At 65.3% G+C, this 16,807-nt stretch carries 13 protein-coding genes; 12 read left to right on the forward strand and 1 reads right to left on the reverse strand.

The annotated features are described in order from the left end of the window. Positions 1 to 78 precede the first annotated feature (78 nt). The 10 genes from J2X62_RS16730 (at position 79) to J2X62_RS16775 (ending at position 12,953) form a co-directional block, all read left to right on the forward strand. Positions 79 to 750 (forward strand): TetR/AcrR family transcriptional regulator, encoded by a 672-nt coding sequence (locus J2X62_RS16730; protein WP_032369276.1) that lies wholly within the window; start codon positions 79 to 81, stop codon positions 748 to 750. A gap of 161 nt (positions 751 to 911) precedes the next feature. Beyond that, positions 912 to 2,168 (forward strand): lipase family protein, encoded by a 1,257-nt coding sequence (locus J2X62_RS16735; protein ID WP_045841657.1) that lies wholly within the window; start codon positions 912 to 914, stop codon positions 2,166 to 2,168. A 221-nt stretch (positions 2,169 to 2,389) separates the two neighbouring features. Beyond that, the gene (phoU, locus tag J2X62_RS16740) at positions 2,390 to 3,043 is read left to right on the forward strand and encodes a phosphate signaling complex protein PhoU (protein ID WP_027494559.1); all 654 of its coding nucleotides are present in this window, start codon (positions 2,390 to 2,392) and stop codon (positions 3,041 to 3,043) included. 37 nt (positions 3,044 to 3,080) lie between these two features. After that, positions 3,081 to 3,884: a transglutaminase family protein gene (locus tag J2X62_RS16745; protein WP_045841454.1), complete on the forward strand. Its 804-nt coding sequence runs from the start codon at positions 3,081 to 3,083 to the stop codon at positions 3,882 to 3,884. 248 nt (positions 3,885 to 4,132) lie between these two features. Continuing rightward, positions 4,133 to 5,218 (forward strand): AAA family ATPase, encoded by a 1,086-nt coding sequence (locus J2X62_RS16750; RefSeq protein WP_310182036.1) that lies wholly within the window; start codon positions 4,133 to 4,135, stop codon positions 5,216 to 5,218. Beyond that, positions 5,215 to 6,855, forward strand: coding sequence for a LuxR C-terminal-related transcriptional regulator (locus tag J2X62_RS16755; protein WP_310182038.1), 1,641 nt, complete (start codon positions 5,215 to 5,217; stop codon positions 6,853 to 6,855). The genes J2X62_RS16750 and J2X62_RS16755 overlap by 4 nt, the downstream gene beginning before the upstream one ends. Before the next feature lie 39 nt (positions 6,856 to 6,894). Then, positions 6,895 to 7,299 (forward strand): DUF1761 domain-containing protein, encoded by a 405-nt coding sequence (locus tag J2X62_RS16760; protein ID WP_204859165.1) that lies wholly within the window; start codon positions 6,895 to 6,897, stop codon positions 7,297 to 7,299. 81 nt (positions 7,300 to 7,380) lie between these two features. Beyond that, positions 7,381 to 7,956, forward strand: a complete 576-nt coding sequence (locus J2X62_RS16765; protein WP_310182039.1) for an HhH-GPD-type base excision DNA repair protein — start codon at positions 7,381 to 7,383, stop codon at positions 7,954 to 7,956. Between the two features lie 53 nt (positions 7,957 to 8,009). Then, positions 8,010 to 10,403, forward strand: coding sequence for a helicase-associated domain-containing protein (locus J2X62_RS16770; RefSeq protein WP_310182041.1), 2,394 nt, complete (start codon positions 8,010 to 8,012; stop codon positions 10,401 to 10,403). Positions 10,404 to 10,553: 150 nt separating this feature from the next. Then, on the forward strand, positions 10,554 to 12,953 hold the full coding sequence (locus tag J2X62_RS16775; protein ID WP_310182043.1) for a DNA polymerase III subunit gamma and tau: 2,400 nt from the start codon (positions 10,554 to 10,556) through the stop codon (positions 12,951 to 12,953). 3 nt (positions 12,954 to 12,956) lie between these two features. Here J2X62_RS16775 and J2X62_RS16780 read toward each other — a convergent pair whose 3' ends face one another. After that, positions 12,957 to 13,199, reverse strand: a complete 243-nt coding sequence (locus tag J2X62_RS16780; protein WP_201010587.1) for a hypothetical protein — start codon at positions 13,197 to 13,199, stop codon at positions 12,957 to 12,959. A gap of 233 nt (positions 13,200 to 13,432) precedes the next feature. On the opposite strand from J2X62_RS16780, the gene J2X62_RS16785 reads away from it, so the two are divergent. Both J2X62_RS16785 and J2X62_RS16790 read left to right on the forward strand, forming a co-directional pair. After that, complete coding sequence (locus tag J2X62_RS16785) at positions 13,433 to 14,644, forward strand: acetyl-CoA C-acetyltransferase (RefSeq protein WP_027494551.1); 1,212 nt, start codon at positions 13,433 to 13,435, stop codon at positions 14,642 to 14,644. Positions 14,645 to 14,653: 9 nt separating this feature from the next. Then, positions 14,654 to 16,789: a 3-hydroxyacyl-CoA dehydrogenase NAD-binding domain-containing protein gene (locus tag J2X62_RS16790; protein ID WP_032399301.1), complete on the forward strand. Its 2,136-nt coding sequence runs from the start codon at positions 14,654 to 14,656 to the stop codon at positions 16,787 to 16,789. Positions 16,790 to 16,807: the final 18 nt, after the last annotated feature.

Consider the following 16,807-nt stretch of genomic DNA (forward strand, 5'->3'; position numbering starts at 1 on the left):
TGTATCCTCCGGTTGTAGGGCAAAGGTAGCAGCTAAGTGGAGGAATGTCCTCCGCTTATCGGGTGAAACGGACATCGAATGAGTGTGAGAGCGGACACAGCGGCATCGAAGCCCCTACGGGCGGATGCCGAACGCAACCGACGCCGCATCGTGGACGCGGCTCGCGAGTTGTTCGCTTCCCGCGGTATCGACATCACGCTCGACGACGTCGCCGCACACGCCAAGGTGGGCGTCGGCACCGTCTATCGCCGCTTCTCGTGCAAGGAAGAGCTCATCGACGGCGTCTTCGAGCAGCGCCTCGAGGGAATGCTCGCCAGTGCCGAACGCGCCCTCGAAGCGGAAGATCCCTGGAGTGGGTTGGTGGGCTTTCTCTCGGACGTATGCGAGGAAATGGCCTCCGACCGCGGGCTCGGTGATGTGGTCCTCGGGTCGGACGAGGGGTGCCGCGGCATCGCGGAGATGCGCCGACGGATCGATCCGTTCTTCGCGAAAATCGTCGATCGCGCCCTCGAATCCGGTCAGCTGCGTCCCGATGTGGCCGTCACCGACTTCTATCCGGTGCTGGGGATGATCGGCTCGACCGTCGAATTCTCCAGTCATGTCGATCCCGCGAACTGGCGTCGGTACTTCACGGTGCTGCTCGACGGCCTGCGCGGTGATTCGGTACCCCGATCGGAGCTCCCCGGACGTCCCTTCACCGACGACGAAGTGGATACGGCGAAGGCGGCCATGCACGGTCGCCGCCGCTGACTGGTGATTCGTCCAACTTCGGTCTGTACGTTGTGTGCGCCGTCACGTAAGGTGCGTCACGGTAAGTGCTACGCGGGGTAGCGCACACCTGGCAGCAGGTGTTCAGACGTTGGGGGTTCGATTTGCGTTCGACGCGTGTCTTCGGTTCGGCCGTGGCAGTGATGGCAGTGTTCATGGGGGTGACTGCGCCGGCCGTGTCGGCAGCACCGTCGACGGGTTCGACCGTCGAATCCGACTTCTACATTCCGCCGAGCCCGCTGCCCGCCGGCGCGCCGGGCGACGTGATTCGTTCCGAGCCTTCGCATCTCGCGCTGTCGGTGCCGGGCATCGGCGGCACCCTGCCGGGTGAGGCAACCCGAATCATGTACCGCAGCACCGATTCCAACGACGACGCCAACGCCGTCACGGGTACCTACATCGACCCGGCCGCGCCGTGGACCGGTCCGGGGCCGCGCCCGCTCGTGGTGTTGGCACCGGGAACGCAGGGGCAGGGCGATCAGTGCGCGCCGTCGAAGATGCTCAACAACGTCATCACCTACACCCCGCCGCTCGGATTCATGGTCGAGTACGAGGTACTGGCCGCGTATTCGCTTCTCTCCCAAGGCTATGGCGTCGTGATCACCGATTACGAGGGTCTCGGCACGCCGGGCGCGCACACCTATGTGAACCGCGCGTCCGAGGCCCATGCCGTGCTCGACGCGGCCCGCGCAGCTCGGCAGTTGCAGGGCACCAAGATCTCCGGCGACGGCCCGGTCGCGGCCTACGGCTACTCGCAGGGTGGCGGAGCTGCCGCAGCGGCGGCCGAGATCGCCGATGAATACGCCCCGGAACTCGACCTGGTCGGCACCTACGCAGGAGCACCTCCCGCGGATCTGAAGGCGACCCTCGAACAGGTCGACGGCACCATCCTCACGGGCGTGATCGGCTACACCCTCAACGGCCTGCTCAATTCCGACCCCGGTCTGCAGCCGATCGTCGACGAGAACATCAACGACGCAGGAAAGGCCATGCTCAACCTGGTCGCGAATCAGTGTGTCGGAGAGACGATTCTGAACGTCGGGCTGCACCGCACCAACGAGTACACCAAGACCGGCGAGCCGTTGTCGGTCGTGCTGGACAGGTTGCCCGTCGCGCAGGAAATCCTGGCCAAGAACAAGATCGGTGAGCGTACGCCGAATGCCCCGGTACTGATCCAGTCCGGTACCTCCGACGACATCGTGCCCCACGGTCAGGCCGTCGAACTGGCCGGCGACTGGTGCGGCAAGGGTGCAACAGTGCAGCTCAGTTCCGCGCAGGTCCCGGCTATCGTGCCGGGTTCCGGTGCCGGGCATCTGATCCCGGACATCCTCGGTCTCGGCGAAGCTCAGAGCTGGATCAAGGATCGCTTCTACGGAGTGCCCGCCCCGTCGAATTGCTGATCGGCAACCGATGATCGAACGGCCCGCGCTCACCGAGCGCGGGCCGTTCGGCGTTCCCTCCCATGTCGGCAATCGATTCGTGTTCAGCAGGCATGACCGACGTCACACCGTCGAGTTCTCCAACGAGCCCACAGCGGTGTGAGGGTGTAGAAGGATGCGCAGCAGGGTACTGCCCTCCAATGCCCTGAGGTTGGGCTGTCGAGCGGTTGGGGTGAGTGAACATGCGGGACAGTTACACGGAGGCGCTCGACACGTTGGCGTCGGAGCTGTCCGAAATGTCGAGAATCGCGGAACGAGCGATGGCTGACGCCACGCGCGCGCTGCTCACCGCCGACATCGTGCTCGCTGAGCAGACGATCGAGTACCGCGAAGAGATCGACACTCTCGCCGTCGAATGGGAACACGAGGCCTTCGCCTTCCTCGCTCGACAGTCACCGGTTGCCCACGATCTGCGCCGTGTCGTGTCCGGGATCAACATCGTGGCCGACCTCCAGCGCATGGGTGGGCTTGCGGTGCACATCGCCGAGCTGGCCCGCCGCCGTCACCCCGCACACGTCCTCCCGCCCGAGGTCGAGGGCGTGTTCACCGAGATGGGTCGGGTAGCCATCGCACAAGCGGAGGCGACCCAACGGGTGCTCGAGACGCGGGACGCCGAACTCGCCGCGAGTCTGCGAACGCAGGACGAGGAGATGGACGCACTGCACCGCAGCCTGTTCATGTTGACCTCCGCGCCCGACTGGCCGCACGGTGTACCGGCCGCCGTCGACATCACGTTGCTCGGCCGCTTCTACGAGCGGTATTCCGACCACACCGTCGAGGTCGCGAAACGGGTCATCTTCCTGGTGACCGGAGCTCGCCCCACCGACGAGTCTTAGTCTGCGAGAACCGCTCGGAGATGGCAGGATCGGCACGATGAAACGTGACGTCTCCGCGTACCTCGATGTCGATGTGACCGAGGCCAGCACCCTCGAGTTCCAGATCGCGATCGCGCCGCATCCAGGAACCGAAGTGTGGGAAGCGCTCTCGTTCACGCTCGACGGTCAACCCGTCGAAGCGCAGGAAATCAGCGGCGCGCACGGCACCCGCATCCACAAGCTGCACGCCGACGTCGGCAAGCTCGAAGCGTCGTACTCGGCGACGATCTACGGCAACACCGACCCCGCACCGGTGTCCGATTACGACCTGTCGCTGTATCTGCGGCCGAGCCGCTACGCCGAGGCAGACAAGTTCTTCGGTTTCGCAGCAACGGAATTCGGCTCGTACCCGCCGTCGGAGAAGCTTCTCGCCGAGGTGTCGTCTTGGGTCGGAGCCCGGCTGAGCTACGTTCCCGGCAGCAGCGACCCCATCGACGGCGCCGTCGACACCCTCCTCGCCGGTGCCGGAGTGTGCCGCGACTACACCCACCTCGTCGTCGCACTGCTCCGCGCAGTGAACGTGCCCGCTCGACTCGTGGCCGTGTACGCGCCGGGCTGCGATCCGATGGACTTCCACGCCGTCGCCGAAGCCTTCGTCGAAGGACAATGGCGAGTGGTCGACGCCACCTGCCTCGCGCCGCGATCGACCCTGGTGCGCATCGCAACCGGACGCGACGCAGCCGACACCGCTTTCCTCGACAATCACGGCGGATCGATCATCCTCAACAGCGCTGTCGTCGGAGCCGTCGTGGATGGGCCGCTGCCCTTTGACGACATCACTCAACTGGTGTCGATCACCTGACATGTCCCCTGTGAGGTAATCGCGGCTGTTCCCTAGGGCTTTCTCGCACGTCGGTTCGACCGAAGATAGGGAACTCGTCCGATGTGCGGACGGTGCGGCGGAGCCAGAGTGGGTTTCATGCACCCCACCTATGATGTTCTGGCCGATCATGAACGCCGTGTTGCCGATTCGCTGCGAGCGTACGACCGCCGGGTGCGCAGCCGCGCACAGAACGACCATCGACCACGAGTGCGGCGTAGTTTGTTGGCGTGGCTCGCACTCTGATCGGACGGGACGCCGAACTCGCGGCGCTCGAACAGGTCGTCGCCGATGCTGTCCGAGGCGTACCTGCCGCGGTCGTCCTGTCCGGTGACGCCGGTGTCGGCAAAACGCGGCTGCTGGCAGAACTGCGGCGCAATGTGGAAGCACGCGGATCTCGGGTACTGGTCGGGCGGTGCTTGGACCTCGGTGAGGTCGGAATTCCGTACCTCGCGTTCACCGAATTGTTCGGTCCACTCCCGCACACCACACGGACCGAACTGTTCGATGCTGCGCTCGTCGCCCTGACTGCAGCTGGGGCCGACCGCCCGGCGCTCGTCATCGTCGAGGATGCGCACTGGGCGGACACCTCCACCCGTGAGCTCATGACATTTCTGCTGTCGAGGCTCGCGAAAACGCACGTGTCCTTGGTGATCTCGTATCGTAGCGACGATCTGCATCGCAAACACCCACTCCGGCAGTCGCTCTCCGAGTGGACGCGTCTGAGCTACGTCCGTCGAGTCGACGTGACGCCTCTCGACGTCGAATCGTCGTATCGCCTCCTCGATTCGCTTCCTGCAGCGACGGATGTGGCATCCCGGGACGTCATCGTGGAGAGATCGGGCGGCAATCCATTCTTCATCGAAGAACTCGTATCTGCCGGCCAGCGTCCCGGATCGTCGATTCCGCCGGGCCTTGCCGAGCTACTGCTGGTCCGGCTCGACGCCTTGTCGCCCGAGGCGAAGTCGGTAGCCGAAACCATGGCGGTGGGTGGCCCCCGCGTCGCGCACGAGGTCCTGGCAAAGGTGACCGGTCTGGACGAGGACCGGCTCGAAGACGTGATCCGCGAGATCGTCGACGCCCGGCTGGTGGAGACCACCGACTTCTACTACGTCTTTCGGCACGCGCTCCTGGCCGATGCCATCTACGACGACGTCCTGCCCGGCCGTCGTGCGAGGTTGCACGCGTCTTTCGTCGACACGCTCACCGAACACCGGCATCGTGGCGCTGCCGCGGACCTGGCTCGACACGCAGGATCGGCGCACGATCTGCCGAAGGCGTTCGGAGCCCACGTCGATGCGGGCGCGAGGCGATGACGCTGGCTGCTCCTGCTGAGGCCATGGCTCACCTCGCCGCCGCACTGGAACTGCGACAGCCGCAATGGGAGCCGACGGAGACGGCACTGGTGTTGGAATACGCGTCGGCGTCGACGGCAGCAGGGCAAGACCTGCGGGCGCTCTCCGTCGTCCGTGCCGAACTGGAACGGGGTGGGGATGCGCTGACGATCCCCGAGCGACTCGACTTGTTGCATGCCGAGGCGACATCGGCTCTGGCGATCGAACGAGAGGATTCGGCCCTGGCGGCCGTCGAGCGCGCTTTGATCATCGCGGCCGCGGGGGAATTCGCCTTCTGGAGAGTGCAATTGACCGGTCTCGGTGCTCGGATAACCGAGGCGTTGGGCCGGGAGGATCAGTCGCTCGCCTGGGCCGAGGAGTCTGTACGTATCGCAGAATCCCTCGGTGACCCGGGGCTGTCGGCAGATGCACGAATCACGCTGGCACGCTTACATAGACGCCACAATGACCCCGCGGCGTCGCGCACGCTCCTCATTCGTACCGCCGCACTCGCGCGAGGATGCGGTGACATCGGGAATCTGTTGCGCAGCAAGTTCAATCTCGGAATGGTCGAATTCGACGACGGGAATTTCGTATCGGCCCAGGAGTCGTTCGAGGAGGCAGTCGAGATCGCCCGATCCGCCGGCCGCCAATGGACGCCCTACGGCGTCGGGGCGCGTGTCCAGTTGGCGAACGTGCGGTACTACTCGGGTGACTGGACACTCGCCCTTGCCGACTTGGCTCGGATCGAATCGGACGCACCACCTTTGGGTTCGGCCGAGCAGCTGTGTGCAGGGTTTCAGATTCGTGCCGCAATCGGGGACGAGGAACTCGCGGCCGACATCGAACGCGTTCGGCCCTTCGAGTCTCAGGATGGCTTGATCACGATTCTGACGAGCGCAGCTGTTGCCTATAGAGCGTTGTGCAACGGGCGGTTCGGCGACGTGATCACCGGTCTCGAAGCCGCTGTCGCGACCGTGGGTGCGCAATGGCACAACCCATGGTTCGGGGGACGCATCAGATTGTCGGTACTGGCGATGGAAGCGGCGCGCCGCGGGTCGACGGACATCGGTGCGCAGGCCGCACTGGACATCGGATCACGCCTGCACTCCGAGATCGAGCGCACAGCGAGTTCCAGCCCGTCCTACGGTTGGGAGTCGACCGCGTGGCTACGGCGAGGCGAGGCCGAGTTGGCCCACCTGCGTCTCAACTGCGGATACGGGGATGCTGTCTCTGTGGTGGCGGCATGGCGTGTGGCCGTCGACGTCTTCGCAATTCAGCCGTTCGAGCGTGCCCGTGCACTGCAGTCGCTCGCCGAAGCCCTCGAGGCGGCGGGGGAGCGGGCGGCAGCCGCACACACGGCCGATGAGGCCATCGCGATCTACGACCGACTCGGGGTCACCGTGAGACTCGGTGATGCGCGTCGACCCGCGGGCGCGGACCTTTTGACTCGTCGCGAGTGGGACGTTCTGGAACTCTTGGGCGAGGGATGCACCAACAAGCAGATCGCCGAGCGACTCGTGATCAGCGTCAAGACCGTCAGCGTGCACGTGTCGAATGTGTTGACCAAACTCGGTGCCCAGAACCGCACGGAAGCAGCGCGCTTCGCGAAAGGATGAACGAGACATTCTGGAGCTCGTTCGGACAAGGGGGAGCACATGGAACTGGATTGGCTCGGCGTAGTGCTGGCAATCGTGGCCGGCATGGGAGTCGCCGGCATCTGGTACGGCAAGGTTTTCGTTGCCCCATGGTGGCAACTGACCGGCATCACCCCGCAACAGTCCAAAAATGCCGGCACAAGAAACATGGTGCAGCTTCTTGTCGCCAACAGCATCACTGCCGTGGGTCTGGCCACCGCCATCAGCGTTGCATTCACGGCTGTCGGGAATGAATCGGTGTGGGTCCCACTGCTTGTCGGCCTGGTCGCTTGGATGGCGTTCTCGGCAACTACGTTGCTTCAACACAATGCCTTCGAGCTGAAACCTCCCAAGCTGACGCTCATCAACTGCAGTTACCAGCTGGTGTTGTTTCTCGCCATGTCGCTGGTGATCTGGCTGGTGTGAAACAGGTCGTCTCGCACAGTGCCTACGGTTCTGTTGCGCCCCGGACACAGATCGACAGCCACGGGTGGCAGGATCGAGGCCATGTCTCGCACTCTGCACCTCGTCGGCGATCCGGAGGCCGATGCATTGCTCGCCGAGGATCCGTTCGCGCTGTTGATCGGCATGCTTCTCGATCAGCAGGTGCCGATGGAATCCGCCTTCGCCGGGCCGAAGAAGCTCGTCGACCGCCTCGGTGATCTGAAGGTCGATACCGTCGCCGACGCCGATCCGGACGACTTCGCCGCATTGTGCGCGCAGACCCCGGCCGTGCATCGTTTTCCCGGCTCGATGGCCAAGCGCATCCAGGGACTCGCCGCGTTTCTGGTCGAGAACTACGACGGCAAGCCGCAGGAAATCTGGACCCGCGACGACCCCGACGGTGCCGAGGTTCTGAAGCGTCTCAAAGCACTTCCCGGCTACGGCGACCAGAAGGCGCGCATCTTCCTCGCGCTGCTCGGCAAGCAGATGGGCGTGACGCCCGAGGGGTGGCGAAAGGCCGCCGGAGCGTACGGCGACGAGGGTGCACGTCGATCCATCGCCGATGTCGTCGACGAGAAGTCCCTGCTCGAGGTACGCGAATTCAAGAAGGCAGCGAAAGCGGCAGCCAAGAACAAATAAGTCTGTCGGTGCCCGTCGGTACGTTGTGGCAGAACTTGCACCGGGGGGACGAGATGACCGAGAAGATCGGGACGTACGAGGGGTGGCTGGCCTCGCTCGACGAGGACGCACTGACGGATCTGCTGCGACGTCGACCGGACGTGGCGACCGACCCGCCACCCCGCTCGTTCGGGTTGCTCGCGCAACTCCTCGGCTCGCCCTGGCGGGTGGCGGCGTTGCCTCGAAAACTCGACAGGGGAGCGCTCGACCTGCTCGAGTTGTTCGCGCTCATGGAGGATCTCAGCCGCGCCGAGATCGGCCACTGGACGGGCGAGGGAATCTCGAACGAGACGGCGCATATCGATGCAGCCCTGAACACTCTGATGGCCTACGGCCTGATCTGGCCGCACACGGCAGGGGGCTCGGACGCGGTCGAGTACCGCCCCGTCGATCTGTCCGGCGTGTTCTCGCACCCATTCGGGCTTGCCCGCAGGCAGCGAAAGTTGTTCTTGCACTGCGCCGTCGAGCAGGACCGACTTGCTTTGCTGACCCGCCTCGGAGTCGACTCCTCGCACGATCGAGCCGAACGCGCCGACGCCGTCGCGGCCGCGATGACCCCCGAACGTATCCGAGCTTTGTACGACGACGGCCCGCCCGAGATGCGAGAGATGTTGTCTCGCTTCGTCGATGGACAACCGGCGTCGTTGATCTTCGACGTGCCTCCGACCGCAGGTACCGCCGCCTTCGAGCGCGGATTGCTGTATCGATTGGACGGGCATCGCGTCGAGATGCCGTTGGAAGTGAGCATCGCGCTGCGAGGAGACGGGTGGCGATTGCCCATCGAGCTCAGGCCGCCGGAATTCGCCAATCATGCTCTCTCGCAGGATGACTCGCAGCGCGCCCGCTCCATAGCCTTGCTGCAGTTCTGTGAGCACACGCAGGCGTTGTTGACTGCAATCGACACCGATGGCCTGGCAATGATGAAGACCGGTGGCCTCAGCGCCAAAGAGCTCCGTGCGCTGACTGCTCGTCTGGGATTCGCCGACGAGCATCACACCGCGCTGATGCTGATGCTGGCGCGCGAAGCCGGTTTGCTCGCCGACCGGGGAAAGACCGGTATCGCATTGACCTCGACCTACGAAACATGGTCGACGAGCTCGCGATCCGAACAGGCGGCAGCATTGCTGGCCGCGTGGTGGTGCTCGCCCTTCACTCCGACCCATCGGGTGCCACGATCCTCCCAGAAGACCGCGCCGGTGCTCAAGAAGATGCTCGACGATCCCGCAGCCGCAGACGTGCGTTCGACTGCCTTGGCGGCTCTTCTGCGCCTCGGTGGATCCGACAGCCCGACGCCGGTGTTGTCCGATCCCGACGAATTCGCCCGCTACCTCGAGTGGCATATCCCGGTCGTCGCGACGAGCGCCGCGCCCGGCCACGTGCGCGCACTCTGGGCCGAGGCCACCCGTCTCGGAGTTCTGGCCGACGGCGCACCGACAGATCTGTGCGCCACCCTGACGGACTTCCGAGTGGGCCGAGACGGCGATCCGCGCCAGATTGCCTCCGCGCTGGCAACGCAGCTACAGGATATGGCCGACTGGGTGCCGTTCTCGGTGCGCCTGCTGCCCGATTCGACCGCAGTGGTCACCGGGCCGCCGAGCACCGAGGTGGCGTCGATACTCGGTGCGGCCGCGCAACCCGAGTCGCGGGAAGTGGCGTCGGTCTGGCGGTTCACCCCGGCGACGATCCGCAGCTTCTTCGACACCGGCGGTACCGGGGAGGAGTTGATCGACGCCCTCGCCGAGATGGCCGACACCGACGTTCCCCAAGCCCTGGCTTACACGATCCGAGACTGTTGGCGCACCTACGGAGCACTGGCCGTGCGCAAGATCCCGTGTGCCATCGTCTCCGAGGACGTCGTACTGCTGACGAACATCGAGACGGACGAGGCATTGGCGGTGCTGAAGTTCCAGCGGCTCGCGCCGACAGTCCTGATCAGTTCTGCCACACCCATCGACACTCTCGCGGTGCTGCGCAGGCACGGATACTCCCCGGTGCGACATTCCGACACCGGCCGGCTCGAGCTGGCCAGCGCGACCAAGGTCCGCGCCAACACCACCCGCACCCCGCACCCGAGCGCACCCGCAGCACCAGTTCGACGCGAATCACGCGAGCTGGCACAGCTGCTGCGGACGGGCGACTCCGGCACCGTCGACGACGCGCGGGTGCGTTCCGCACTCAGCACGCACAGCAGACTGCTGCCACGGGAGCTCGATGCGTTGACCGACGCCGCAGCGCGCGGCGCACCCGTCTCGATCGACTATCAGAACTCCAAAGGCGCAATCGTGCGGCACGCGATCTCGGACGCGCTGCAGGACGGCAACTGGCTACTCGCGCTGTCGACGTCCACCGGCGCCCGGGAAAGCTTCGCGATCATGAACATCAGAGCGGTGTCCGTCGGTCCACACTGATGCAACCGAGCCGTGGGTTCCGTCGCGCGATGCAACTGAACCATTGGTTCCTCGCGCCCACCGACGCGCGATGCAACTGAACCCTTGGTTCCACCGCGCACACCGACGCGCGATGCAACACTGTCGTCGGTCGCCGGTACCCTTTCGGGCGTGGCCCTCTACCGGAAGTACCGTCCTGCGACGTTCGCCGAAGTCGTCGGTCAGGAGCACGTCACCGAACCGATCAGCGTGGCGCTCGATTCCAACAGAATCAACCACGCCTATCTCTTCTCAGGCCCTCGTGGCTGCGGAAAGACGTCCTCGGCGCGCATCCTCGCCCGATCGCTGAACTGCGCCGAAGGACCGACCTCCACGCCCTGCGGTGTGTGCAACTCCTGCGTCGCTCTGGCACCGGGCGGGCCCGGCAACTTCGACGTCGTCGAGATGGACGCAGCCAGCCACGGTGGCGTCGACGATGCCCGCGATCTTCGAGACAAAGCCGTGTACGCCCCGGCCGAGTCGCGCTACGTCATCTTCATCATCGACGAGGCACACATGGTCACCCCGGCCGGCTTCAACGCGCTGCTCAAGGTCGTCGAGGAACCGCCGGAGCATCTGGTCTTCATCTTCGCGACCACCGAGCCGGAGAAGGTGCTCCCCACCATCCGCTCGCGAACCCACCACTACCCGTTCCGACTGCTCGCGCCGTCGACGATGCGCGGCCTGCTCGAGAAGATCTGTGGTCAGGAACAGGTCCCGGTCGAGGACGCGGTCTATCCACTCGTCATCCGCGCGGGTGGCGGTTCTCCGCGTGACTCGCTGTCGGTCATGGACCAGTTGCTGGCCGGAGCCGGACCGGAAGGCGTCACGTACCCGCGAGCTCTGTCGCTGCTCGGCGTCACCGACGTCGCGCTCATCGACGAGGCCGTCGACGCACTGGCCGCGGGAGACGGCGGCGCACTGTTCGGCACCGTCGACAAGGTGATGGACGCCGGCCACGACCCACGTCGCTTCGCCATCGACCTCCTCGATCGCATGCGAGACCTGATCCTCATGAAGGCCGTACCGGACGCCGGTGAACGTGGCCTGGTCGACGTGCCGGGCGACGTCCTCGAACGACTCCGCGACGAGGCGGACCTGCTCGGCTCGGCGACGCTGACTCGCTACGCCGAGATCGTGCACTCGGGCCTCGGCGAAATGCGAGGGGCCACCGCGCCGCGCCTGCTGCTCGAAGTGATGTGCGCACGGATGCTGCTGCCCTCGGCCTCCGATGCGGAATCGGCCGTGTTGCAGAGGCTCGAACGCGTCGAACGCCGCCTGGACGTCACGCTCCCTGCCGGTGAGCAGGCGGCAGTGGCACAGGCAGCCGCAGACCCGACACGACCACAGCTGCCCGCGACCGACGAGCCTGCGCCCTCCGGCCCGCCCCCGGTGAACAAATTCCAGCGACCGTCCCAGCGACAGCCGGCCGCCGAGTCCGCCCCCGCTCCGGCGCCAACCCCCGCTCCGACACCAGCGCCTGCGCCTGTCGCGGCACCCGAACCCATGGCGGTCCCGGAACCGTCTCCGGTGCCAGAGCCTGCAGCCCCCGAGCCCGCTCCCACACCCGAGCCTGCAGCCCCCGAACCGGCTCCCACACCCGAGCCGGCTCCCGCACCCGAGCCGGCTCCCACACCCGAACCGGCTCCCACACCCGAACCGGCTCCCACACCCGAACCGGCTCCCACACCCGAGCCAGCTCCGACACCTGAACCGGCTCCGACACCCGAGCCAGCTCCGATACCCGAACCGGCTCCGACCCCCGAACCGGCACCGGTCACGACTCCCGTTGCAGCGCAACAGTATTCGGAACAATCACTCGCCCACGAGGATTTTCCGCCGGAGCCCGAGGACGAGTACGGCCCGGAACCCGAGCCGGTGTACGAATCCGAGTCCGAGCCTGTCGCGGCACCCGCGGCTGCCTCCAACGAGCCTGATGCGGCTGCCGTCCGCGCGGTGTGGTCCGAGGTGCGAACCAAGGTGCGAGAGCGAAGCAGGACCGTCGAGGTGATGTTGTCCGGTGCGTCGGTACGCACCGTCGAGAACGGCACCATCACTCTGGGCCACGATTCGGCACCGCTCGCGAAGCGTCTCGAAGAACCCCGCAACGCCGACGTCATTCGGGACGCGCTGCGTGACGTGTTCGGCGTCGAATGGTCGGTGGTATGTCTGGTGGGTGCTGCGGCACCACCGGAACCGTCATCAGCAAAAAAAGATGAACCGGCAGCGAAACCCGCGTCGCTGCCGAAGTTCTCGAGGCCGAGCCAGGCAGGGGCTCCCCGTCCGACGTCGGACGGTTTCGGTTCAGCGGGCGATGGATCGGACGCAGATATTCCGATGCCCGAGGCCCCGGACTATCCCGATGATCCCGAGCCGGTAGGTCCGCCGCCTCCGGAGACGCCGGAGGACGAGGAAGAACTGCTCAAGGCCGCGGCCGAGCCTGCGGACCCGTCGGTTCGCCGGGACCCGGAAACCGTCGCCATGGAGCTGTTGGTGAGCGAACTCGGAGCGGTACCGCTCAAGGAGATCTGAGACTCAAGCAAGCGTGAGGTCGTCGGTGTCGACGAATACCAATCGGCCGCTGTCGAGAGCGACGGCCCAACGCTTGGCGACGGCCCAGTCCCGCGAGGTGCTGTCGGTCGCTTGGACTCCGAAGTCGTCGACGATCGCGCCGGTCTCGTAGGAGTCGGATCCAGAACTGTCGGCTCCGGACTTGTCGTCGTTGCGAGTGCGTACCTTGACGCGAGCGCCCACGGTCGGTTCGTTGTCGGTTTCCATGGTCGGTCTTCTTTCGCCTTCGGTCGATCTGACGCATCGTAATTTCCCATGACGGGGTCGTTCAAACCTGAACCGCATCGTGGGTCATGCGAAACGCTCGTTTCGGTCCTTATGTCGGATCGGTATGCCAACTTACTGTGGCATGAGCTGAGGTCTGTCATGGCCTCGCACCGACGCGATCGGCCGGCACGGCGATCGCGACAAGATCGAGTATGTGGAAGGAACTGCGCGCTGTGACTACAGAGGCATTCATTTACGAGGCCATCAGGACTCCCCGAGGTAAAGGAAAGAACGGCTCCCTGCATTCGGTGAAGCCGATTTCCTTGGTGACCGGGCTGATCGACGAGCTTCGTCGACGTTTCCCCGACATGGACGAGAACCGAATCTCCGACCTCATCCTGGGCGTGGTCTCGCCCGTCGGAGATCAGGGTGCCGACATCGCCCGCACGGCCGTGCTCGCAGCCAAGATGCCCGACACCGTCGGCGGCTTCCAGCTCAACCGCTTCTGCGCGTCGGGCCTCGAGGCCGTCAACCTGGCCGCGCAGAAGGTGCGCTCGGGCTGGGACGAACTGGTCGTTGCCGGCGGCGTCGAGTCGATGTCTCGCGTGCCGATGGGCAGTGACGGCGGCGCATGGGCCATGGACCCGGCCACCAACTACGACACCTACTTCGCCCCGCAGGGCATCGGTGCCGACCTGATCGCCACCATCGAAGGATTCACCCGCGAGGACGTCGACGCGTATGCCGTCCAGTCCCAGGAGCGCGCCGCAGCGGCGTGGTCCGGTGGTTACTTCGCCAAGTCCGTCGTTCCGGTCACCGACCAGAACGGTCTGCTGATCCTCGATCAGGACGAGCACATGCGTCCGGGCAGCACCGTCGAGTCGCTCGGCAAGCTGAACCCGGCATTCACCGGTATCGCGGCCATGGGCGGGTTCGACGACGTGGCGCTGCAGAAGTACCACTGGATCGAGAAGATCGATCACGTCCACACCGGCGGAAACAGCTCCGGCATCGTCGACGGCGCAGCCCTCGTCCTCGTCGGCAGCGAGCAGGCGGGCAAGGACCTGAACATGGTCCCGCGCGCCCGCATCGTCGCGACGGCCACCAGTGGCGCCGACACGACCATCATGCTGACCGGACCGACCCCGGCGTCGAAGAAGGTTCTCGCCACAGCAGGACTGACCGTCGACGACATCGATCTGTTCGAGCTCAACGAGGCGTTCGCTTCCGTGGTGCTGCGTTTCCAGAAGGATCTGAAGATCCCGAACGAGAAGCTCAACGTCAACGGCGGCGCGATCGCCATGGGCCACCCGCTCGGTGCCACCGGAGCCATGATCACCGGCACCGTGCTCGACGAGCTCGAGCGCCGCGGCGGCCGGTACGCCTTGATCACCCTGTGCATCGGCGGCGGCATGGGCGTTGCCACCATCATCGAGCGAGTCTGAGGTAGAACGATGTCTGACAACATGATTCAGTGGGACCAGGACGCCGACGGCATCGTCGTTCTGACGATGGACGACCCCAACCAGGGCGCCAACACGATGAACCAGCTGTACAAGGACTCGATGGGCGCGACGGTCGACCGCCTCGAGGCCGAGAAGGACAGCATCACCGGAGTCGTGCTGACCTCCGCCAAGAAGACGTTCTTCGCCGGCGGTGATCTGCACACCCTCATCGAAGCCAAGCCCGAGGACGCCCAGCGGGTGTTCGACGAGGTCCAGGAAGTCAAGGGACAGCTGCGTCGGCTCGAGAAGCTCGGTAAGCCGGTCGTGTCCGCCATCAACGGCGCGGCACTCGGCGGCGGACTCGAGATCGCGCTCGCGACGCATCACCGCATCGCGGCCGATGTTCCCGGCGTGCAGATCGGTCTGCCCGAGGTCTCGCTCGGTCTCCTGCCCGGCGGCGGCGGCGTTGCCCGCATCACGCGACTGCTCGGCATTCAGACCGGCTTCATGACGGTCCTCGCTCAGGGCACTCGGTTCCGTCCGGCCAAGGCTCTCGAAATCGGTCTGGTGCACGAATTGGTCGGCAGTATCGACGAATTGGTGCCCACCGCCAAGGCATGGATCAAGGCCAACCCCGAGGGTGGCGTCGCACCGTGGGACGTCAAGGGTTACAAGATCCCCGGCGGCACGCCGTCGAACCCGAAGCTCGCGCAGATCCTGCCTGCTTTCCCGTCCAACCTGCGCAAGCAGATCAAGGGCGCACCGATGCCGGCTCCGCGCGCGATTCTCGCTGCGGCAGTGGAGGGTGCGCAGGTCGACTTCGACAATGCGTGCACCATCGAGTCGCGGTACTTCACCGAGTTGGTCACCGGTCTGGTGTCCAAGAACATGATTCAGGCGTTCTTCTTCGACCTGCAGGCGATCAACGCCGGCAAGTCTCGTCCCGACGGCATCGAGAAGACCACCTTCACCAAGGTCGCGGTTCTCGGCGCAGGCATGATGGGCGCGGGCATCGCGTACGTGTGTGCCAAGGCCGGAATCGACGTGGTGCTCAAGGACGTTGCCATCGAGTCGGCGCAGAAGGGCAAGGCGTACTCCGAGGCCATCGAGGCCAAGGCACTCTCGCGTGGCAAGACCACCCAGGAGAAGTCGGACGCTCTGCTCGCACGCATCCACCCGACCGCCGATGCCAAGGACGTCGAAGGTGCCGACCTCGTCATCGAGGCCGTCTTCGAGTCGGAAGAGTTGAAGCAGAAGGTCTTCCAGGAGATCGAGGACCTCGTCGATCCGACGGCGCTGCTCGGTTCCAACACCTCGACGCTGCCCATCACGAGCCTCGCTCAGGGCATCAAGCGTCAGGAAGACTTCATCGGCATCCACTTCTTCTCACCCGTCGACAAGATGCCGCTGGTGGAGATCATCCGCGGCGAGAAGACGTCGGATGCAGCCTTGGCCAAGGCATTCGACCTGGTGCAGCTCATCAAGAAGACCCCGATCGTCGTCAACGACAGTCGTGGATTCTTCACCTCTCGCGTGATCGGTACGTTCATCAACGAGGCCATCGCGATGCTGGGCGAGGGCGTCGAGCCGTCGACCATCGAGCAGGCCGGTCTGCAGGCCGGATACCCGGCTGCGCCACTGCAGCTTTCGGACGAGCTCACGCTCAACCTGATGCAGAAAATCCGCAAGGAAACCTACGACGCCATCAAGGCTGCCGGTGGAACCCCTCCCGAGGATCCGGCCGGCGAGGTCATCGACAAGATGGTCGACGAGTTCGAGCGTCCGTCGAAGGCCAAGGGCGCTGGCTTCTACGAGTACGAAGACGGTAAGCGCGCCGGCCTGTGGCCTGGACTGCGTGATGCGTTCAAGTCGGGTTCGGCGGACATCCCGTTCGAGGACCTCAAGGAACGCATGCTGTTCATCGAGGCCATCGAGACGCAGAAGTGCTTCGACGAGGGTGTCCTGAACACCACCGCCGACGCCAACATCGGTTCGATCTTCGGCATCGGCTTCCCGGCGTGGACGGGTGGCGTGCACCAGTACGTCGTCGGCTACCCGGGTGGTCAGGCCGGATTCGTCGCTCGCGCGGACGAATTGGCCAAGAAGTACGGAGAGCGCTTCCAGGTTCCGGCCTCGCTGCGCTGACCCCATGTGAGTGGAAAC

Origin of the sequence: Rhodococcus sp. 3258 (genome assembly GCF_031456475.1) — a bacterium.
In the GTDB taxonomy this organism is placed as follows: Bacteria; Actinomycetota; Actinomycetes; order Mycobacteriales; family Mycobacteriaceae; genus Rhodococcoides; species Rhodococcoides fascians.